This window comes from Nannocystis bainbridge (assembly GCF_028368995.1).
GTDB classification, from domain to species: domain Bacteria; phylum Myxococcota_A; class Polyangia; order Nannocystales; family Nannocystaceae; genus Nannocystis; species Nannocystis bainbridge.
Window position 1 is genome coordinate 331,049 of record NZ_JAQNDL010000004.1, and the last position, 20,584, is coordinate 351,632.

Sequence of the window (20,584 nt, forward strand, 5' to 3'; positions counted from 1 at the left end):
CCAAGCGCGATGTCAAGCCTGGCCCCTGTGATGCAGCGAGCGAGGCCGGGTCCCAGGCCCGCCTTTGTGAGGCGATCCCCCAGCGAACGTTGTGACGCGGTCGACAACGGGACGACGTCGGGCCGACGTCGGCGCCGCACGCGGGGCGCCGCCGCGAACGTTGAACCACGGGCGCCGAGGCCGAGCCGCGGGCTACTGCGAGGACGACTGGATGTCGGCGTCGTCGCGGGTGTAGAGCAGCCAGGACGGTCGCGCGGCGGCGTGGTAACGCAGGTCGCCGACGATGTTCAGCTTGCCGCCGACGTGGTCGGCCGGGTCGAAGCCGGTCGCGCTGAGGGCGCTGACGACGTTGACCCCGCCCTTGCCGTTGTTGCAGTTGCCGGAAGGGTCGACGAGCACCACCCACTGGCCGAACGTCGCGTAGCCGTCACCCAGCGGACACACCGTGACGTCTCGCACCTCGACCAGACGGCTCTCCAATTTCTCCATCGCCTGATCGTCGTCGACGAGATCGCTGGTGATTTGCACGGGCACCAGGTTGGACAGCTTGCCGCCGACCCGGTAGGTCGGGAAGCTGAGCTCGGTGAAGCCGTAGAACTCGACCACCGTGCCGATGATGTCCTCGATCACCGAGCCCTGCTCGATGCCCTTCGGCCGCGAGTGCGTGTGGGCGAAGATGGCGTTGTAGCCGGTCGCCATGTCGGTCAGGTCGGTCAAGTAGAAGCCGTCGACGGCGATGCCGGTGACCACCAGCGTGCGACCCTCGGCGTTGACCTTGACGAAGTCGCCGTTGAGCGGCGAGCTGGCCGGGATGTCGGTCTCGTTGATCTCGCGCAGGGTCGGGTGGGCGACGTGGATCGTCGGCGACAGGCCGGTGGCGTAGCTGCCCGGGGCCTCCTCGGTGCCGCGGTCCTCGACCCAGATGTTGGTGGCGCCGTGGGCCCGCATGACCTCGACCGGGACGCCCAGCGCCTGGCCCTCGGTGACGGTGATCGTGGTCGGCTGACCCGCGGCGAGCTGCCCGCGCGGGGCGACGTCGAGAGTGACCTGTCCCGAGAACCAGGTGGCAGTCTCGCCGGCGTCGTCGACGGCGCGGATGTCGAGGACGAACTGCCGGCCGCTGCCGCTGTAGATCAGCGGGGCCTTCTCGCTGCCGACCTCGCCCTCGACTTCGACCTTGAAGGTGAGCGGCGCGACCTTGCCGGTGCTCTTGTCGATCTCCTGGACGCAGGCGGGGCCGCCGGCGAGCAGGAGGGCGAGGACGGAGACGGGGTGCTTCGTGTTCATGGCGGGCGACCTCGTTCCTAGTACTTGGTGACGATGCGACCGTCGGGCACGGCGTACCCGGACTTGCAGAGGTCGAGCGGCGTGTTGGTGTCGTAGCAGGCGGGCAGCTGCGGGATGTCCCGCATGTACTGGATCATCGCCTCGCGGATCGGGATGCCGGTGTTGACCTTGGTGGTGTTGCGCTTGAGCATGCGGAAGCCGCTGCCGCCCCACGCCATGTAGTCGTTGGTGCACATGTCGTAGGCGCGGGCGGACTTGAGCGGCTCGCCGTTGATCTTGATGTCCTCGGCCTTGCCGGTGCGACAGTTCATCGTGAAGCTGATGCCGGAGACCTGGATCTGCGAGTTGCAGCCGCGCTCGGCGCTCGAGCGGGTGGCGAAGTCCAGCAGCTCCTGGACCTCGAGGCCGCTCAGGATCATCGTCGTGATCGTGTTCTCGAACGGCATCACGTTGTACATCTGCTCGTACGTGATCGGGCCGGCGAGGATGTCGGTGCGGATGCCGAGCGAGTTGGTGACGCAGAACTCGGTCTCGATGTAGCGGCGGTACTGCATCGCCTCGGCGACCAGGTTGCCGAGCATGCTGTCGCCGCCGGTGTTGCCGAACCGCCGCAGCGACTCGGTCGCGGTCGTGATCACGCGGTCGAGCAGCAGCGTCTGCGCCATCTCGTTGATGTACTCCTGCAGGACCTCGCGGGTCTCCGGGTCCTCGGGCACGGTGGCGTCGATCGGGAACAGCTTGAACTTGTGCGAGATGATGTGCTTGTCGCGGACGACGATGTCGAGCCGCGAGACGAACTTGGCGAACGCGTTCGGGTGGGCCAGCAGGGTCTGGCGCCGGTGCTCGGGCTTGCACTCGCCGATGCCGCGCGGCGGGTCCTTGCCGTCAGGGTCGGCGCCGGCCTCGGGGTCGTCTTCCTCGCCCTCGCTGTCGACCGTCACGACCTCGGCGTCCATGTCGGGCCGGGCCGAGATGTACTTGGCGTCGGGGTTGTAGTCGATCAGCTTGGGCGGGCTGAGGGCGATGTGGTGGTGGCCGCCGAGGATCAGGTCGAGGCCACAGATGTTGCGCGCCAGGACCTCGTCCTCGGTCAGCCCGAGGTGGTCGAGCAGGACCACCAGGTCGACCGACTCGCGCAGGAAGTTGGTGTAGAACTGGACGGTCTGCAGGGTCTCCTTCGGCAGGACCCCGAGGTTGTTGGTGCCGTCCTCGAGGCTGTTCATCGAGCTGAGGTTGCCCATGCCGATGATGCCGAGCTTGAGGCCGTCGACGTTGTAGACGACGAACGGCTTGACGATGATGTCGAACTTGGTGGCGAACGGCTTGGCGTCGTCCTCGAACTCGTAGTTGGCGGCCAGCAGGTCGAAGTCGCCGAAGCTCGAGAACTGCTCGAGCACGTTCTCCGGGCCGTGGTCGAACTCGTGGTTGCCGAGCGCCATGGCGTCGAGACCGGCCATCGACATCGCCCGCACCTCGGCCTCGCCGTTGAAGATGTTGAAGATCGGGGCGCCCTGGAACAGGTCGCCGGAGTCGACCCAGATCGAGCGTCCGGCGTGCTCTCGCTCGCGCTTGACGATGTGAGCCATGCGCGCGACGCCGCCGTACGGCCCGCGGCCCTTGGCCAGCCCGAGCTGCTGCTCGGTGTAGAGCGGGACGTGGTCGTACGGCAAGATCCGCGAGTGCACGTCCGAGGTGTGCAGGATCGTGAGCCGGACGTCCTGACCGGTGAGGTCGGGGTTGTCGGCCTCGTAGAGGCACGAGCCCAGCGAAAGGGTCGCAAGCAGGCCGAGGGCGATCGAAGGACGCGAGTTCCGCACGGTTGCGGCGAGAGGTAACAGGCCCCGCGCGTTCGCGCAATCCGGACCGGGGTCGCGGCGGTCGTGGCCCAGGTCATGCTCCCCGGGCCCGACCGCGTGCAGGCTCCGCGGGCCGAACGCTGCTCCGGCCGCGGCTCCAGGCGGTGCGTGCGCGTGTCGCTTTAAAGTCACAGGCAGGCGTCGGCAGCCTCGCACGCGGGTCACACCGCGGCTCTGCTTGCTCGGGTTCGGAGACCCCCTCGTCGCCGTCCGCGGGATCGTGACACCGAGCGGGCTCGCCGTCGCCGGTGCCGGACCTCCGACCATCGGCGGCGGGGGTGCAGCCCTGAGCGACGCGGGGTCGGGGCCGCGCGGTCGACCTGCCGCGCTCGCGGTGCAGGCGTGGCGGGCACGTGAACATGACCGCAGGGACATGCCCGAACGGACATGTCCCTGCGGTAAGGTCGGGCGGAGCGATCAGCCCATGGGGATGCCGCACAGGCCGAGGTTCTCGAACCCGGGCGGGGCGGTGCCTTGCTCGTACCAGGTGATGCACTCCTGGCCGGCGCCGGGGCAGTCGGGCGCGGTGATGTCGCAGTAGGGCAGGCAGCAGCCGAGGGCCGAGGAGTCGCACTCGGTGGCGAAGCCGGGGTCCTGGCAGGTGAGGCCCTTGTCGCAGGCGTTGGCGAACTCGCACGGGTCGAAGGCGACGCCGGCGTCGCCGGAGGCGTCGAGGACGCACACGAAGCCCTCGTCGGCGGGGTTCGGCAGGCACAGGTCGCTGCCGGCGCAGTCCTGCAGCAGCGGGTCGCACTGCGGCAGGCACAGGTTGAGCACGCCGTCGTTGGCGATCACGCAGGTGGTCGACTGATCGGCGCAGTCGGGGGCTTCGGGCGAGCCGTTGCAGAGGTCGACGCAGGTGCCCTGGCCGGTGTCGTTGTCGACGTTCCAGCACATCGAGCCGAGGGCGCACGAGTCGATGCCGCTGACGCCGCTGCCCTCGACGGTGCACGGGTCACCCGGGGCGCCGCTGTTCTCCTCGACGGGGACGCACTTGAGGCTGTTCCACGAGGAGCCGCCGTCGTTGGCCCAGGCGGAACACTTCTGGCCGGCGGGGCAGTCCTGGGCCCAGTTGTCGCACTCCACCTCCGGCGGCGGGGTGCCGGTGGTGCCGCACTGGATGAAGCTGCAGGTGGTGTCGCCGTCGGTCTCGGTCTCGCCGTCGGTCTCGCTGGTGGCCGCCGATTCGGTGGTGGTCTGCGGCGGATCGACCGTCTCGCCGGCGCTGGTCGAGGTGCCGCTCTCGCTGTCCTCTTCACCACCGGAGGTGGTGTTGATGCCCGCGGTCGGGCTGACCGGTTCCTTGTTCTCGCACGCCATCAGCAACAGCGCGGCCGTCAGAGTCGTCCATGCTCGCTTCATCTCGCACCTTCCTCGCGTCATTAAGCCGGATGAGCAACGGCATGTCCTTATGGACATGTACATTGCGACATGTCTTTGGGATCAGCCGCCGGCAGCCCGCCTGCGCATCCGTGCGCGCCCATACCCATTGGGGCGTCCGCAACGGAAGATGCTCAGGTGATAAAACTGCAAAACAGTTAATCCTTGCAACAAGTCTTATACAACCTCCGAAACCAACGCAAGGAATTTAAGTTTATCGGTGTCGATTGTTTGTTTTACTCGATCATGAGGGCAGCACCTCGGACGAGCGTCCTTTGCGCGTGGGGCAAATCGCGCTCCGCGGATGCGAGCCGGGGCGCGACCCAACGCAAAACGGCGCCCACGAGGGCGCCGTCCGGCTTCGCGATCGCGGGGCGCGGGCTACTTGCCGCCGCTGATCTGGAGGTTCAGGTCCATGTCCATGGTCATCGGCATCTTCACGCCGTTGGCGTCGGTGGTCATGCCGATCGAGGACTTCAGGTTCATCTCGCCCTTGACCGGAGCGACGCGGGCGAGGTCGACCTCGGTGGTGCCGGAGCCGTTCGACTCGAGGCGGTCGAGGCTGACCTTGGCGCCCTCGGGCATGCCGGGGGCGGTGATGGTCTGCTGGGCGGCCGTCTGGACGATGGTGCTGGCGAGCTGGACGACGGTGCCGTCGCGGCCCTTGAGCTCCCAGGTGGCGATCTGGTCGAGCTTCATGCCCTGCTGATCGAGCTGCTGGGTGACGGTCCACTTGGCGCCGACGCCGAGCGCCTCCTCGGGGAAGGGCACCGACATCTGGTTGATCTGCTGACGCATGCTGTCGACGGTCTGCTTGATCTGCGGGTTCACGTCGGCGGGCATGTTGAAGTCGGCCGACTTGACGATGCCGCGCGGGGTGATGAGCGAGGTGCCCGACATCTTGTTCATGGTGCCGAGCACGCCCTTGAGCTGCTGGACCATGGCGTCGGGGACCTTGGGGTCGGGCAGGACCTCGATCTTGTCGAGGCTGAACTCGCTGCGGATGTCGCCCTCGCCGGTGATCTCGGTGACCTTGAGGTTCATGGTCATCTGCATCGGCGGGATGTCGGTCTTCGGCATCGCGTTGGGGCCGATCTGCATGGCCATGCCCATGCGCATGGTCATGATCATGGCCTGCTCCTGACCGGCGGTGAGCTTGAGCCGCAGCGGCTCGCGCGGCTCGGCGCCAGGCTCGATCAAGGTGACGACCGAACCCTTGCCGGTGGTGGCGGCGGCGTCGGGGGCGACGACCGGGGCGGGCGGGGTCGCGTCAGGCTTGGCGACGACCGGCGCGGGCGGCGGAGCGTCGGTCTTGGTCGGCGCGACCTCGGTCTTGGTTGCCGGCTTGCTGTCGGTAGGCTGACAGCCGAAGAGGTGCAGCGCAGCGGCTGCGAGCGGGACACAGAGGACGCGGAGACGGGGGCGGAGCGACATGCGCGGCGAGGCTACCACAGGCGGCTGTCGCCAGCGTGGCGGCGGCGGGGGGGCCAGGACCTCGCGGAGGCGTCGACGCGGCTCAGGGCAGGCGACGGCCGCTGGCCTCGACGGCGGCCCGCACCCGGGCGAGCGCGGCGAGGACCTGGGGGTCGCTCTGCAGCTTCTCCAGCGGGCTCGGCAGCCGCCAGGTCCAGTTGTGATCGCCGACGGTGGCGGGCTTGTTGATCCGGTCGCGCACGCCGAGGAGGTCCTGCAGGAGCAGCAGCACGAGGTCGCTGCCGGCGGCGAAGACGAGGTGGAGCAGGGCGGCGTGCACGGCCGGGGTGAACTCGCGGCCGAGCGGTTCGGGCATGTCCTTGAGGCCAGGTAGCTTCTGGACCTCGGCCCGCTCGGCGGGGCTCAGCTCGTCCCACCAGACGGCGACGGGGGCGGTGTCGTGAGTGCCGAAGGTGGCGACCGAGAGCGCCGGGTAGCCGGCGGGGTCGCGGAAGGCGTCGCCGTCCTTCTCCCAGATCAGGACCTTGTAGCCGGGGGCGCCGAGCTTGTGCAGCGAGGGGCCGACGTAGGCGGGGATCGATCCGAGGTCCTCGGCGATGAGCCGGGCGCCCCGCTCGGCGGCGCTGGCGATGATGGCCCCGATGACCTTCTCGCCGTGGGCGAGCTGCTCGGGCTCGGTCGGCGGGTCGAAGGTGCCGGGCACGAGCTTGCCCTTGTCGTCGCGCCGCCGCTCGTAGGGCCGCATGTACGTGCGATAGAAGCCGACCAGGTGATCGATGCGGAAGCGGTCGTAGAGGGTGGCGCTGTAGGCCGCGCGCCGCCGCAGCCAGGCGAAGTCGGGATCGCCGGCGGCCATGATCCGCCAGTGGTACGGCGGCAGGCCCCAGTCCTGGCCGTCCTCGTCGAACTGATCGGCGGGCACGCCGACCGACATGTCCATGCGGAACTCGGCGTGGTGGACCCAGACGTCGGCGCTGTCGCGATCGACCATGAACGGGAGGTCGCCCATGAGCTCGACGCCGAGCCGCGCGAGCTCGCTGCGCGCGGCGGCCCACTGAGCGTGGGCGAGCCACTGCACGTACTCGTGATAGAGGACGGCGTCGGCGTGGCGGGCCTGAGCGGCGCGCAGGGCGGCGCGGTCGCGCTCGCGCAAGGGGTCGGGCCACTGCCACCAGGCGGCGCCGTGGTGGGCGTCCTTGATCGCGCGGAAGAGGGCGTAGTCGGGCAACCACCGGCGCTGGGCGTCGCAGAACTCGATGAAGGCGCGAGCCCGCGGCGACTTGACGGTGCCGGCCTGCAGCTCGCGCTCGACGAAGTGCTTGAAGCCGGCGGTCAGCGCCTTGCGCTTGAGCTCGCGGACGGTGGCGTAGTCGATGGTGCTGCGCTTGCGGGCGGCGGCGAGCGCGGTGACGCCGGCGGGCCCGAGCACGTCGCGGGTGCTCAGGTGCTGCAGGTCGACGACGGGACCGAGCGAGATGAACATCGGATCGATGCCGAACGCCGACAAAGCGGCGTACGGCGAGGTGTTGCCGATGGAGATCTCGTTCAGCGGGAGGACCTGGACGAGGGAGATCCCGGCCCTGGCGATGAAGGCCGCGAACGCCGGCAGATCGCCGATCTCGCCGATCCCCCACGACTGCTCGGAGCGCAGCGAGAACAGCGGGACGGTGACGCCGGCGACGCGGCCGGCGGGCGAGGAGGCGGTGGTCTGGCTCATGGCGGGGATGCGCCCGCGCGAGGCCGAGCGCCATGATCCAAGTAGCAGGCCGGACCCGCGCTGCGAAGTCCAAACCAGCGGAACCCGCGCAAATCGGCGGCACAAACGAAGCGGCTGCGCCGATCTCGCCGGTCGCGCGCGGGCCTGTCGGTGGCCCGCGCCCCGGGACGGGTGTTGTAGCGTTCGGCTGGTGTCCTCTGTGATCTGGCCCGGTCGACCGGACCCGCTCGGGGCGAACGCCGACGACGACGGCGTCAACTTCGCCCTGTTCTCCGAGACCGCCACGCGCGTGTTCCTGTGCCTGTTCGACGCGCCGCATCGCCCGCCGGGCGCGACGATCGAGCTGCCCGAACGGACAGGTCGGATCTTCCACGGCTACGTGCCGGGGCTGCGACCGGGGCAGCTGTACGGCTACCGCGTCGACGGGCCCTACGAGCCGCCGGCGGGGCTGCGCCACAACCCGCACAAGTTGATGCTCGACCCGTACGCGCGCGCGGTGGCGTGGAGCGGCAACGCGGCCGAGCTGTACGCGTACCGGGTCGGCGACCCGGCCGGCGACCTGGCGTTCGATCGCGAGGACAACGCCGCCGACGCGCCCAAGGGGGTGGTGGCGAGCGACGCGTTCGAGTGGGGCGACGACCGCCGGCCGCAGACGCCGTGGACCGAGACGCTGATCTACGAGCTGCACGTGAAGGGGATGTCGCGGCTGCACCCGCAGGTGGCGCCGAACCTGCGCGGGACGTACGCGGGGCTGGCGTCGCCGCCGGTGATCGAGCACCTGAAGTCGCTCGGGGTGACGACGGTCGAGCTGTTGCCGGTGCACGAGATCTACGACGAGCCGGAGGTGCGCCGCCGCGGGCTGGTGAACTACTGGGGCTACAGCACGCTCGGGTTCTTCGCGCCGGCGGCCCGCTACGCCGCCGATCCGCGGCCCGGGGGCCAGATCGCCGAGTTCAAGGCGATGGTCAAGGCGCTGCACGCCGCGGGCATCGAGGTGATCCTCGACGTGGTGTTCAACCACTCGTGCGAGGGCGGGCAGGGCGGGCCGACGCTGTCGCTGCGTGGGATCGACAACCGCGCGTACTACCTGCTCGACCCCGGGGCGCCGCGCTACTACACGGACTTCACCGGCTGCGGCAACACCCTCAACCTGCGCCACGCGCAGACGCTGAAGCTGGTGCTCGACAGCCTGCGCTACTGGGCCGAGCACATGCACGTCGACGGGTTCCGCTTCGACCTGGCGCCGGCGCTGTCGCGCCGCGGGGCCGACGTCGATCGTCACAGCCCGTTCCTGGCGGCGATCGGGCAGGACCCGCTGCTGTCGCGGCTGAAGCTGATCGCGGAGCCGTGGGACGTGGGGCCGCACGGCTATCAGCTCGGCGGCTCGCCGCACCCGTGGGTCGAGTGGAACGGCCGCTACCGCGACGCGGTGCGCCGCTACTGGCGCGGCGACCTCGGCCTGGCGGGCGAGCTGGGCTACCGGTTGACGGGCTCGTCGGACCTGTTCGCGGCGACCGACCGCGGGCCGACGGCGAGCGTGAACTACGTGGCCTGTCACGACGGCTTCACGCTGGCCGACCTGACGACCTACAGCGTCAAGCACAACCACGCCAACGGCGAAGACAACCGCGACGGCAACAACCACGAGCACAGCAGCAACTGGGGCGTCGAGGGGCCGAGCGAGGAGCCGCGCCTCGCGGCCGTGCGGGCGCGGACGGTCCGCAACTTCTTGACGACGCTGGCGGTGTCGCAAGGGGTGCCGATGCTCGGCGCGGGCGACGAGTTCGGCCGCACCCAGCGCGGCAACAACAACGCGTACTGCCAGGACAACCCGACTTCGTGGCTGTCCTGGGAGACAGGTCCCGAGGGACAGGCGATGCTGGCGTTCACCCGCCGGGCGCTGGCCCTGCGCTCGCGCTTCGCGGTGCTGCGGCGCTCGCGGTTCTTCTCCGGCACGAGCGGGCCGCACAGCCACCTGCGCGACATCTCGTGGCTGCGCCCCGACGGGCGGGCGATGGGCCACGGCGACTGGGTGTCGCCGTCGACCCGGGCGCTGGCGCTGCTGCTCGGCGGCGACGCGACGGGGCTCCGCGACGAGCGCGGTGAGCCGGTGAGCGACGCGACGCTGCTGGTGCTGCTCAACGCCGACGAGGTGCCGACGTCGTTCGCGCTGCCGTGCCGCGACATGGGCCGCTGGCAGCGAGTGGTCGACACGGCGTCGCCGACAGCCGAGGAGGAGATCCTGCCGGCCTCGACCGAGAGCCACGAGCTGCCGCCGGCGGCGATGGCCGTGCTGATGCTGGTCCGCGTCGAGGCCCCGCCGCAGCGCGCGAGCTGAGGGGGCGGCCCCGCGACATGTCCGCGACGCGAACGACGGTCGGCGCCGCCGACCTCGACCGCACCCGCGTCGGAGGTCGCGGACGGTCGAGGTGCATGCTGCGCCGCGCAGGTCGGACGTCGTGGCAGGGGGACGCGAGGATGCGAGGCGACGCACGCACGGGGGCGCGGAGACCCACGAGAGCGCGCCCCGGCAAGGTCACGCGGGGACGCAAAGTCAGCGAGCCGCGAGCGGTTTGCACGGCGCGCGTTCCTCGGTAAAAGCCGCCGGCAAGGATGTCTCGCCCTCGTAAACCCGAACGCTCCGCGCCGCGCAAACCCACCCCGAGCCGCCGCGACGAGACCCGCGGGCCGGCGTCGCGCGAGGCTCCGCCGGTGCCGAGCGTGCCGGGCAGCGAGGCGGACGCGGCAGTGAAGGCGGGAGCGAGCGACGAGCCGCGCGAGACGACGCCACGCGAGGCTCCGCCGGCGCCGAGCGTGCCGGATCGCGCGGCGGGCGAGGCGAGCGCGACCGACGAGACGCCGGCAGCGGTCGAGGCGGCCGCGGACGCGGTGACGGGCGAGCGCGGGGCGAGCGCGACGCCTGAACTTCAGGACATGCCCGATCGACCCGGTATCGAAGGTCAGGCGCTTCAAGACATGTCGCAAGAGACAGCTGTTTCCGTGGACGCACCGAGCCCGCTGGGCGACCTCGACTATCACCTGCTGGCCGAGGGCACGCACCTGCGGCTGTGGGAGTGCATGGGGGCGCGGCTGGCCCCCGGCGGGGAGGGCACGCACTTCGCGGTGTGGGCCCCGAACGCGCGGGCGGTCAGCGTGATCGGCGGGTGGAACGGGTGGGACGGCGAGCGCGACCCGCTGCACGCGGCGCGCGGCGGGGTGTGGACCGGGTTCGTGCCGGCGGCCCGGCGCGGGATGCTCTACAAGTTCCGCATCGTCGGCGCCGACGGGCAGGTCCACGACAAGGCCGACCCGCACGCGCTGATGAGCGAGGTGCCGCCGGCGACGGCGTCGGTGATCTGGGACCACGCGTACGAGTGGGGCGACGCGAGCTGGCTGGCGCGCCGGGCCGAGCGGCAGGGGCCGTCGGCGCCGATGTCGATCTACGAGGTGCACCTGGGCTCGTGGCTGCGCGGGCCGGGCGGCGAACACCTGTCGTATCGAGCGATCGCGCCGAAGCTTATCGCCCACGTGCGCGCGCTCGGGTTCACCCACGTCGAGCTGATGCCGCTGACGGAGCACCCGTTCTACGGCTCGTGGGGCTACCAGGCGACCGGTTACTTCGCGCCGACGCGCCGCTACGGCGAGCCGCAGGAGCTGATGGCGCTGATCGACGCGCTGCATCAGGCGGGCATCGGCGTGATCCTCGACTGGGTGCCGGCGCACTTCCCCAACGACGGGCACGGGCTGGTCCACTTCGACGGCACGCACCTTTACGAGCACGCCGACCCACGCCGCGGGGTCCACCCGGACTGGAACACGCTGATCTTCAACCTGGCGCGCCACGAGGTGCGGGCGTTCCTCCTCAGCTCGGCGATGATGTGGCTGCAGGCGTTCCACGTCGACGGGCTGCGGGTCGACGCGGTGGCGTCGATGCTGTACCTCGACTACTCGCGCAAGGAGGGCCAGTGGCTGCCGAACCACCTCGGCGGGCGCGAGAACCTCGAGTCGATCGAGTTCCTGCGCGCGCTCAACCAGGCGATCCACCGCGAGGTGCCAGGGGCGGTCTCGATCGCGGAGGAGTCGACGGCCTGGCCAGGGGTGTCGCACAGGGTCGAGGACGGCGGGCTCGGGTTCGACTTCAAGTGGGACATGGGCTGGATGCACGACACGCTGCGCTACTTCGGGCGCGACCCGGTGACGCGCTCGCAGCACCACCGCGACGTCACGTTCCGCATGATGTACGCGTACTCGGAGCGGTTCATGCTGCCGCTGTCCCACGACGAGGTGGTCCACGGCAAGGGCTCGCTGGTCCGTAAGATGTCCCCGGGGACAGGTGGCTCGGCGGCCCGGCTGGCCAATCTGCGCCTGCTCTACGCGTACATGTTCGGGCTGCCGGGCAAGAAGCTGCTGTTCATGGGCGACGAGCTGGCCCAGGTGCGCGAGTGGAACCACGACGGGCAGCTCGACTGGGGCCTGCTGGCCGACGCCGACCACGCGGGGCTGATGCGGTGGGTCGGTCGCCTCGGCCACCTGCTGCGCGCCGAGCCGGGCCTCCACGAGCTCGACCACGACCCGCTGGGGTTCCGCTGGGCTGTGGTCGAGGACTACCAGCGCAGCACGCTGGCGTTCCTCCGCCGACCGCGGCAAGGCGCGGTGATCCTTGTGATCCTGAACTTCACGCCGATGACGTGGACGAACTACACGGTGCCGTTCGAGGCGCCGGGCGAGTGGGTGCGGATGATGTCGTCCGACGAGGGGCAGTTCGGCGGGGCCGGTCACGCGGGGCCAGAGCGGCTGATCGCGGACCACTCGGCCGGCGGGGCGCTGCCGTGCGCGGCGACGCTGGACTTGCCGCCGCTGACTGCCCTGATCTACCGCGGGCCAGAGGTAAAGGCGTACGACGCGGCGGCGCTCGAGCTGCGCGAGGCGCTGGCGGCCGAGGCCGAGGCGGCCCGCACGGACGCGGCGAGCTGAGGCTCGCGCGCCCGTAGGGTGCATGGGACATGTTCTGAGGGACATGTCCCATGGGGCATTTACACATGTCCTGAGAGACATGTGCATGGCGCGCGCTGCGACGGGATGACGCGGCGCGGAGGCGCGACGTGGTGATGCGGTGCCGCGCCGCGCGAGTTCGGACCGAGCGGCAGGGCAGCGATCGGGCGCGGGCCGTGATCGTGGTCAATCGGTGTTCTGGGCCGTCGGAGGGGAGTTGCGTGTCGGACTTCGGGTTCGGGTATGGTTCGCGACCATGCGCGCCGCTCGTCGTTGCCTCCCGCTCGCCGCGTTCGTCCTCGCCTGTCAGCCCACGGGCGCCGGGACGGACAGCGACGACGCGACGACGATGAGCCCTTCGACGTCGTTCGGCGGGAGCTTCACGACCACCGAGGCGACGCCGACGACAGGGACGGAGACGGGCGCGACGACCAGCTCGAGCGAGGGGAGCTCGGAAGCGGGGACGGAGTCGGAGACTTCGGGGCCCGACACAGCCACGGGCGAGCCGGGGCTGTCGGAGGACGAGGCGCTGCTTCGTCAGGCGATCGCCGGCGAGGTCGACGCCGAGGAGGCGATGCGCACGATCGCCGGCCGCGGCGGCTTCCCGGTGGCGGCGGCGTCGGGCGGGTTTCTGTTCGCCTGTCTCTGCGGACAGGGCGCGTGGACGCTGGCCGGCGATCACGACGACTGGGCGCCGGCGCCGATGAGCCAGGCGGGGTCGCTGTGGTGGATCGAGGCCGACATCGCCGCGCCGGACGGCAGCCTCTATAAATTTCACGAGCCGGACTCGGCGCAGTGGATCGCCGATCCGTACGGGCGCCGCCACGGCTACGACGATTTCGGGACGTTCTCGCTGGTGCGCGCGAGCGCGGCCCACCTCGAGCGCTGGTATGCGATCGAGGACGCGGGCCTCGGGCTGGCGCCGCGCGAGCTCGAGGTGCTGGTGCCGCAGGACGGGGCGTTCACGCATGCGCTGTACGTGCACGACGGGCAGAACCTGTTCGACCCGGGGGCTTTCTTCGGCGGCTGGCAGCTGCCCGCGAGCGCGCCGCCGAACATGCTCGTGGTCGGGATCACCAACACGCCGGCGCGCATGGACGAGTACACGCAGGTGCCCGACGAGCTCGACGGTCAGCCGATCGGCGGCGACGGGGCGGTCTACGCGGAGCTCGTCGACTCCGTCATCCGGCCGCGCATGGAGGCGGCGTACGGGCCGGCGGTGAAGGTGGGGACGATGGGCTCGTCGCTCGGGGGGCTCATCAGCCTGGTGATCGCGGACCTGTACCCGGACCGCTACGACATGGCGATCAGCCTGTCGGGCACGGTCGGCTGGGGCTCGCTCGAGCTGCACAACGAGACGATCCTCGAGACGTACGAGGCCGCAGGCAAGCGCGGCTTCGCGATCTACGTCGACAGCGGCGGCGAGGGCACGTGCGTCGACGCCGACCAGGACGGGATCGAGGACGACGCGCCCGACTCGTTCGACAACTACTGCGAGAACGCGCAGCTCTACGCGATCTTGCAGGCGAGCGGCTACACGCCCGAGGTCGACGTGTTCTACGTGCACGCGCCGGGGGCGATGCATAACGAGCTCGAGTGGGCGGCGCGCGTGGGCGTGCCGCTGCAGATCTTCGCAGGGCTGTGACGCGCGCCGGCGCGGCTCAGGCAGACCCGCAGCGCGGCAGGCAAGACTCGAGCTCCTCGCCGAACGCCGCCTTGCCGATGCAATCCAGCCGGACCACCTCGTCGGGCTTCTGCAGGCATTGCTCGAAGTCTGCCGCCGGCAGCAGCGCGCGATGGACGAGTCTGGTGGCCCAGAAGTCATCGACGGCCGCGCCGCTGTTCTCGAACACGGTGCCGTCCGCTTGCACGTAGAGGAAGATCCACCGCTTCGTGTCGTCCGTAGCGGATGAATCACCCGGATCTGCCCCGGCGTGTGGTCGCGCAGGGCCTTCAGCGCGCACTCCAGCGCTGCGGGGTTCTCCACGACGGACGCTTCCTTCTCGCCAATGACGAGGATGTCGTCGCACGCGATGGTCGCTTCGCACACCACCTCGGTGATCTTCGCCCCGCAACTCTCGTCGAGGGCGAAGCAGCAACAATCGCTCGCTGGCTCGTCGAGGGGGCACACCTCGCCGCCGGTCGATGTCGGTTCCGTAGTCTCGGCCGTGGTCTCGGCCGTGGTCGTCGGGGCGTCCATGGTCTCCGCTTTACCGGGAGCACACGCCGCGCAGAGCAGGAGGAGCAGGCCACACCGAGGATGGATCGTTAAGCAAGTCATGCGCCGAGCGCAGCATGCTGGCGGCTCTCTGCGCATGTCCTCATGGACATGTTCTCATGGACAGCTTTGTAAAGCTGTCCGCTGGAGCGCGTCGATCGGTGTGAACCCGATGGCCGAATCAGCGCAGGTCGAGCTCGACGTCGACGCCCTTCTGGCGGCAGGCGGCGAGGATCTCCTCGGTCAGCTGATCGGTGTCACGGTTGTCGCCGGGCGGGAGGGCCAGGACCACGCGCGGGCGCTGGGCCTCGAGCGCCGCCATGCGTTCGCGGTGCTCGAGGAAGCGGGAGAAGCCGGCGTAGGCGACGCCCCCGAGCACGGCGACGAGCACCACCAGCGCGAGCAGGATCGGCATGTCGGTCCAGGATAGCGCGGTGGCGGGCGGGCGTCAGCCGCCGAACAGGCGCGCGAGCTGGCTCGCGCCGCCCTGCACGGCGGTGCGCTGCATGTACAGCTCGAGGCCGAGGCGACCGCCGAGCTCGGCGCCGCCGCCGGCGCGGCCGGGGCCGCCGTGCTGCGCCTGCGGGAACACGCCGCCGGGGCTGAACGAGCCGCCGGCGCCCTTCTCGTCGGAGAGGACGAGGCGGCCGAGCTGGGGCCCGAGCTCGGCGACGGCGCGCGCGACGTAGTCGCGATCGTCGCTGTAGACGGTGGTCACCAGGCTACCGCCGCCGAAGCCGATGATGGCCGCGGCCTGGGCGACGCTGCCGTCGTAGGGCAGGAGGGTGGCGACCGGCGCGAACACCTCGACGCGGTGGAACACGGCGCCGCGATCGAGCACCGCCGCGGCGTCGGCCTCGAGCAGGATCGGCTCGAGGAAGAAGCCCTTGCCGGCCGGGACGTCGATGAACTCGCCGCGCTGCGGATCGCCGCGGACGATGCGGGCGCGCTCGCGCAGGGCCGCGACGCCGGCGCGGGCGTCGGCGAGCTGCTGCGCGGTCGACAGCGGGCCCATCTTGACGCTCTTGCTCAGCGGGTTGCCGGTCTGCGCGGCCCGCTCGCCGAGGCGACCCTCGAGGGCGTCGCGCAGCGCGGGCAGGGCGGCCTCGGGCACGAGGATCCGGCGCGTGGCGGTGCACTTCTGACCTGTCTTTTGGGTCAGCTCCGTGACGGCGTCGCGCACGACCAGGTCCCACAGCTCGCTGCCCTCCTGCACGTCGGGGCCGAGCACCACCGAGTTGAGGCTGTCGGCCTCGACGTTGACGCGCACGCCGTGGGCGAGGACGTTGCGGTGGCCGCGGATCTTGGCGCCGGTGTCGGCCGAGCCGGTGAAGGCGACGACGTCCTGCGGGCCGAGGTGGTCGAGCAGGTCGCCGACCGAGCCGATCAGGACCTGGAAGGCGCCGGGCGGGAGGATGTCGGCGGCGACGACGAGCTCGGCGATCCGGTGGGCGACCAGGCTGGTGCTGGTGGCCGGCTTGGAGAGCACCGGCATGCCAGCGAGCCAGGCGACCGCGGCCTTGCCGAGCATGCCCCAGGCCGGGAAGTTGAAGGCGTTGATGTGCACGGCCACGCCGTGGCGCGGCTGCAGCAGGTGCTGCACGCGGACCTTGCTGGTGCGCACGACCACCGCCGGCTCGCCCTCGACCAGCCAGGGCGCGTCGGGCAGGGTCTCGGCCAGCTCGGCGTAGGCCGCGAGCACGCCGAGGCCGCCGTCGATGTCGAACTTGGCGTCGCCGCGGGTGTTGCCGCCGCTGACGACGGCGAGGTCGAGCAGCTCCTCGCGGTGCGCGTGCAGCAGCTTGGCGATGGCCTGCAGGAGGGCGCCACGTTGCCGAAAGGACATGGCCCGAAGGTCAGGTCCGCCGACCTCGCGGGCGTGGCGGACGGCGTCGCCGAGGCCGCGCGCCGAGCTCGCTTCGGCCAGGACCTCTTCGGTCGCGGGGTTGACGAGGGGGGTCTTGGGACCGTCCGCGGACTGCCAGGCGCCGTTCAGGAAGCTCTCGATCACGCGCATAGAGGCGCAAACGGTACGCCGAGCGCGGCCCCACCGACAAGCCGGCGGGCGGCGCGTTCGATCACGCGTGCGCGCGGGTGAGGCCGCAGGGGGCATGCAGCGGGAGGTCGGAGTGCTCGAGCACACCGACCTCCGTCACATCGTCGCGACGCGGGGCAGGGCCCGCGCCGGCGGTCACGCCTGGGCGCGACCGAGGCTGCGAGGATCGGTGAGGCGACCGGTGACGGCCGAGGCGGCGGCGACGGCCGGCGACACCAGGTAGACCGGACCGGGCGCGCCCATGCGGCGATCGAAGTTGCGGTTGGTCGTGCTCGCGGTGGTCTCGCCCTCGAGCGGGATCCCCGGACCGTTGCCGATGCACGAGCCGCAGCCCGGCGCGGTCACCACGGCCCCGAGCTCGCGGAACAGCCCGAGCAGGCCCTCCTGCTCGGCCGAGGCGCTGACCTCGGCGCTCGACGGCGTGACGGTGACGCGGACCTTCGGCGCGAGGGTGCGGCCGCGCAGGACTTCGGCGGCGGCGCGCAGGTCGGCGAGCGAGCCGCCGGTGCACGAGGCGATGACGACGTTGTGGATCGGCACGTCGACGACGTCGGCCAGAGCGGCGCGGTTGCGCGAGTCACCGGGGGTGGCGACGGTGAGCGGGACCTCGGCGAGGTCGATGGTGATGGTGCGTACGTACTCGGCGCCCTCGTCGGGCTCGACGAACATCGCGTCGGTGTCGACGCCGGGCCGGCGGTCGCGCAGGAACTCGCGCACGGGCGCGCACGGCTCGACCACGCCGGTCATCAGGCCGCCCTCGACGGTCATGTTGGTGAGCACGCTGAGCTCGTCGACGTTCCACTGATCGAGGCCGGGGCCGCCGATCTGGATCACGCAGGTGTCGGTGGCCGAGGTGCGCCACTGCTCCTCGCGGAAGTACGGGTCGCCGATGATGTGGAGGATGAGGTCCTTCGGCGAGACGACGCCGCGGGCGTCGCCGGTGACCCAGATCCGCACGGTCTTCGGCACGGTGACCGGGACCAGGCCGGTGCGCAGCGCGAAGGCCATGGCCGTCGAGCCGACGCCGAACGCGAAGGCGTTGAGCACGCCGGCGGTCGGGGTGTGCGAGTCGGTGAGGATGATGATGGTGCCGGGGTTGCCGTACTGCTCGACGACGATGCGGTGGCACACGCCGGCGTCGTACTTCTGGCCGGGCCCGTGGATCCGGATGCCGTTCTTGAGGCTGGCGCTGACCATCTCGTCGCGCAGCTGGCGGGCCGAGTCGAGCCGCTGCTTCTTGACGCGCAGCGGGACCGTCGGCTGATCGATGAGGACGAAGTGGTCCTCGAAGGCGGCCGCGAGCTCGGGGTTCTTGATCGGCGTGGTGCCCCACTCCTGCTCGTAGAGGGCCATCACCATGCCGCCGGTGTACTCGTGCACGCCGCGGAAGCCGACCGCGCACAGCACCTGATCGCCCGGCTTGACGGCGGCGATGCCGAAGCGCTCGCCGCCGGTCCAGGTGCGCGCGGCGATGATCTTCTCGGTGCAGTTGAGCGGGCGCGCGGGGGCGTCGGTGCGGTACTCGGGCTCGATCTCGCCGGCCAGCAGGCGGCTGCCGTAGTGCAGCAGGCCGCCGTTTTGCACGACAGCGCGGAAGAACGGCGGCAGCTCGGCCGCGAGGCCGCCGAGGTCGACGTCCTCACCGGCCTGCAGGCGGCCGACCACCCCGAAATCGGTGGTGAACGGCAGGCCGCTGTAGACCATGTTCTCCTGGAAGATCCGCTGGAAGCTGCGGGCCACCACGAGCTCGATGCCGGCGCCCTGGTGGGCGACCACCGCGACCTCGCGGCTCGAGCCGGAGCCGTAGGCGTCGCCGCCGACGACGACCTGGAAGCCGCCGTCCTTGACGCTGTCCTTTTGGACCTGCTCCTTGAAGTTCTCGAGGAAGTAAGGACCGAGGATGTCGCCGGTGTAGCCGAGCGTGCAGGCCGCGCCGCTGATCATCAAGTCGGTGTTGACGCCGTAGTGGAGCGGCGGAGCGGCGTCTGCGCGGGCGTCGAGATCCGTGCCCGTCAGCTGCTGCGCGATGCCCTGCGCGTCGTCGGTGAGCCAGAGGATCCTGCCGCGAAGCTTCATGCGAAGTTCGGTTTAACACCCGTGCGCAGGCTTCGGAAGGTAAAGAGGGGAGTCGGCGGGCCGGCGTGACGTGGCTCAGCTCACCGGTGCTCCGCCGGATGGCCGGCCCAGTGCGGTGGAGTATGTTCGCGGCGCATGTTCTTGCGCACGGCCCTTCGCTCCCTCTCGCTGACCGCGCTGGTCTCCACGACTGTTCTTCCAGGTTGCGCCTCCAAGCCGGCGACGTCGGCGGAGACTCCGGCCCCCGGCGGCGAGGATCCCGCAGGCGCGGCGGCCCGTGACGCCGATCCCGCGACGGTGGAGGCGCTCAAGGCCGCCATCGCCGGCCCGCAGCGCTCGGCTGAAAACCGCGCCCGCGACGTGTACCGCCACCCGCTCGAGACGCTGCTGTTCTTCGGCCTCAAGAAGGACCAGACGGTGGTCGAGCTGTGGCCCGGCGGCGGCGGGTGGTTCACCGAGGTGCTGGCGCCGACCCTGCGCGACAGCGGCAAGCTCATCGTCACCAACTTCGACCCCAACGGCCCGGCCGACGCCTACCAGACCCGCAACGGCAAGAAGTTCCTGGAGAAGCTGGCCAGCGCGCCGGAGGTCTACGACAAGGTCGAGGTCGTGACGGTGACCGACCCGTCGGCGCTGGTGCTCGCGCCGGAGAACTCGGTCGACCTGGTGGTCACGTTCCGCAACACCCACGGGTGGGTCGAGAACGGCATCGACGCGGCGGTCTACAGCGCGGCCTTCAAGGCACTCAAGCCCGGCGGCGTGCTCGGCGTCGAAGCCCACCGCGGCAAGCCGCAGCCGGTCGACGACCCGAAGAAGGTCGCCGAGACCGGATACCTGCCCGAGGACTGGGTGGTCGCCCGCGTCGAGTCGTTCGGCTTCAAGCTGCAGGCCCGCTCGGAGATCAACGCCAACCCGAAGGACACGAAGGACTACGAGAAGGGCGTGTGGACCCTGCCGCCGTCGTTCGAGCTCGGGGACAAGGACCGCGACAAGTACGCGGCGATCGGCGAGAGCGACCGCATGACGCTCAAGTTCGTCAAGCCGTAAGCGAGGCCCGTTCGCGGCCCAAAACAAAAGGACAGGTCCCTAGGGACCTGTCCTTTCGTGCATCCCGGCGGGGCCTAGAGGACCGACTTGATGAAGTCGGCGATCTTGCCGCGGGTGCCGCCGCCGACCATGCGGTTGGCCAGCTTGCCGTCCTTGAACAGCAGCAGGGTGGGGATGTTGGTGACGCCGTACTCGACGGCGGTGTTCTGGTTGCGATCGACGTCGAGCTTGACGATCTTGACCTGCTCGCCGAGCTCGCCGGCCAGGGCGTCGAGGTGGGGCGCGATCGCGCGACACGGACCGCACCAGGTGGCCCAGAAGTCGACCAGGACCGGGGTCTGCGAGTCGAGGACGTCGTTCTTGAAGGTCTGGTCCGAGGTGTTGGTGATTTTGTCGGATGCCATGGTGGTCGGGGCGGGTGAGTGCAGGCCAGAGGGCCGTGAAGCAGTCAGGCTTGGACGGGCTTGCAGCGGTTGAAGTGGGGGCCGCTCGCGGCGGCGGCGCGGCGCAACTGGCGTCGC

The 20,584-nt window shown here is 70.6% G+C and carries 14 protein-coding genes; 4 read left to right on the plus strand and 10 right to left on the minus strand.

The window, feature by feature from the left end:
• Positions 1-192: 192 nt before the first annotated feature.
• The 5 genes from POL25_RS38720 to malQ form a co-directional block, all read right to left on the minus strand.
• A complete protein-coding gene (locus POL25_RS38720; RefSeq protein WP_272091428.1) occupies positions 193-1,287 on the minus strand; it encodes a hypothetical protein in 1,095 nt (364 codons plus the stop codon).
• 17 nt (positions 1,288-1,304) lie between these two features.
• Positions 1,305-3,104, minus strand: a complete 1,800-nt coding sequence (locus POL25_RS38725) for a bifunctional metallophosphatase/5'-nucleotidase (RefSeq protein WP_272091429.1) — start codon at positions 3,102-3,104, stop codon at positions 1,305-1,307.
• A 456-nt stretch (positions 3,105-3,560) separates the two neighbouring features.
• The gene (locus POL25_RS38730; protein WP_272091430.1) at positions 3,561-4,505 is read right to left on the minus strand and encodes a ribulose phosphate epimerase; all 945 of its coding nucleotides are present in this window, start codon (positions 4,503-4,505) and stop codon (positions 3,561-3,563) included.
• A 399-nt stretch (positions 4,506-4,904) separates the two neighbouring features.
• Positions 4,905-5,957, minus strand: a complete 1,053-nt coding sequence (locus tag POL25_RS38735) for a DUF6263 family protein (protein WP_272091431.1) — start codon at positions 5,955-5,957, stop codon at positions 4,905-4,907.
• An 82-nt stretch (positions 5,958-6,039) separates the two neighbouring features.
• Positions 6,040-7,674, minus strand: coding sequence for a 4-alpha-glucanotransferase (gene malQ / locus POL25_RS38740; RefSeq protein WP_272091432.1), 1,635 nt, complete (start codon positions 7,672-7,674; stop codon positions 6,040-6,042).
• 190 nt (positions 7,675-7,864) lie between these two features.
• On the opposite strand from malQ, the gene glgX reads away from it, so the two are divergent.
• From glgX to POL25_RS38755, 3 genes are all read left to right on the plus strand, one after another.
• Positions 7,865-10,012: a glycogen debranching protein GlgX gene (glgX, locus tag POL25_RS38745; RefSeq protein WP_272091433.1), complete on the plus strand. Its 2,148-nt coding sequence runs from the start codon at positions 7,865-7,867 to the stop codon at positions 10,010-10,012.
• 662 nt (positions 10,013-10,674) lie between these two features.
• Positions 10,675-12,648: a 1,4-alpha-glucan branching protein GlgB gene (glgB, locus tag POL25_RS38750; RefSeq protein ID WP_272091434.1), complete on the plus strand. Its 1,974-nt coding sequence runs from the start codon at positions 10,675-10,677 to the stop codon at positions 12,646-12,648.
• 274 nt (positions 12,649-12,922) lie between these two features.
• Positions 12,923-14,311 (plus strand): alpha/beta hydrolase, encoded by a 1,389-nt coding sequence (locus POL25_RS38755; protein WP_272091435.1) that lies wholly within the window; start codon positions 12,923-12,925, stop codon positions 14,309-14,311.
• 16 nt (positions 14,312-14,327) lie between these two features.
• Here the strand turns inward: POL25_RS38755 and POL25_RS38760 are convergent, their stop codons facing one another.
• The 4 genes from POL25_RS38760 to POL25_RS38775 form a co-directional block, all read right to left on the minus strand.
• Positions 14,328-14,537 carry a hypothetical protein gene (locus POL25_RS38760; protein ID WP_272091436.1) on the minus strand — a complete coding sequence of 70 codons (210 nt, stop codon included), beginning with the start codon at positions 14,535-14,537 and terminating at the stop codon, positions 14,328-14,330.
• Between the two features lie 528 nt (positions 14,538-15,065).
• Positions 15,066-15,299, minus strand: coding sequence for a hypothetical protein (locus tag POL25_RS38765; protein ID WP_272091437.1), 234 nt, complete (start codon positions 15,297-15,299; stop codon positions 15,066-15,068).
• 33 nt (positions 15,300-15,332) lie between these two features.
• On the minus strand, positions 15,333-16,901 hold the full coding sequence (locus POL25_RS38770; protein ID WP_272091438.1) for a 3,4-dehydroadipyl-CoA semialdehyde dehydrogenase: 1,569 nt from the start codon (positions 16,899-16,901) through the stop codon (positions 15,333-15,335).
• Positions 16,902-17,075: 174 nt separating this feature from the next.
• Positions 17,076-19,016 carry an aconitase family protein gene (locus POL25_RS38775; RefSeq protein WP_272091439.1) on the minus strand — a complete coding sequence of 647 codons (1,941 nt, stop codon included), beginning with the start codon at positions 19,014-19,016 and terminating at the stop codon, positions 17,076-17,078.
• A gap of 135 nt (positions 19,017-19,151) precedes the next feature.
• Here POL25_RS38775 and POL25_RS38780 point away from each other — a divergent pair, with 135 nt between their 5' ends.
• Positions 19,152-20,063 carry a class I SAM-dependent methyltransferase gene (locus POL25_RS38780; RefSeq protein ID WP_272091440.1) on the plus strand — a complete coding sequence of 304 codons (912 nt, stop codon included), beginning with the start codon at positions 19,152-19,154 and terminating at the stop codon, positions 20,061-20,063.
• Between the two features lie 74 nt (positions 20,064-20,137).
• Here the strand turns inward: POL25_RS38780 and trxA are convergent, their stop codons facing one another.
• On the minus strand, positions 20,138-20,467 hold the full coding sequence (gene trxA / locus POL25_RS38785; protein WP_272091441.1) for a thioredoxin: 330 nt from the start codon (positions 20,465-20,467) through the stop codon (positions 20,138-20,140).
• Positions 20,468-20,584: the final 117 nt, after the last annotated feature.

What these genes read in the sequence shown, in the direction of transcription:
- POL25_RS38770 (WP_272091438.1), bottom strand. Translation starts at nt 16,901, where the DNA reads ATGCGCGTGATCGAGAGCTTCCTGAACGGCGCCTGGCAGTCCGCGGAC.
- POL25_RS38765 (WP_272091437.1), bottom strand. Translation starts at nt 15,299, where the DNA reads ATGCCGATCCTGCTCGCGCTGGTGGTGCTCGTCGCCGTGCTCGGGGGC.
- malQ (WP_272091432.1), bottom strand. Translation starts at nt 7,674, where the DNA reads ATGAGCCAGACCACCGCCTCCTCGCCCGCCGGCCGCGTCGCCGGCGTC.
- trxA (WP_272091441.1), bottom strand. Translation starts at nt 20,467, where the DNA reads ATGGCATCCGACAAAATCACCAACACCTCGGACCAGACCTTCAAGAAC.
- POL25_RS38775 (WP_272091439.1), bottom strand. Translation starts at nt 19,016, where the DNA reads ATGAAGCTTCGCGGCAGGATCCTCTGGCTCACCGACGACGCGCAGGGC.
- POL25_RS38720 (WP_272091428.1), bottom strand. Translation starts at nt 1,287, where the DNA reads ATGAACACGAAGCACCCCGTCTCCGTCCTCGCCCTCCTGCTCGCCGGC.
- POL25_RS38780 (WP_272091440.1), top strand. Translation starts at nt 19,152, where the DNA reads ATGTTCTTGCGCACGGCCCTTCGCTCCCTCTCGCTGACCGCGCTGGTC.
- POL25_RS38755 (WP_272091435.1), top strand. Translation starts at nt 12,923, where the DNA reads ATGCGCGCCGCTCGTCGTTGCCTCCCGCTCGCCGCGTTCGTCCTCGCC.
- POL25_RS38730 (WP_272091430.1), bottom strand. Translation starts at nt 4,505, where the DNA reads ATGAAGCGAGCATGGACGACTCTGACGGCCGCGCTGTTGCTGATGGCG.
- POL25_RS38735 (WP_272091431.1), bottom strand. Translation starts at nt 5,957, where the DNA reads ATGTCGCTCCGCCCCCGTCTCCGCGTCCTCTGTGTCCCGCTCGCAGCC.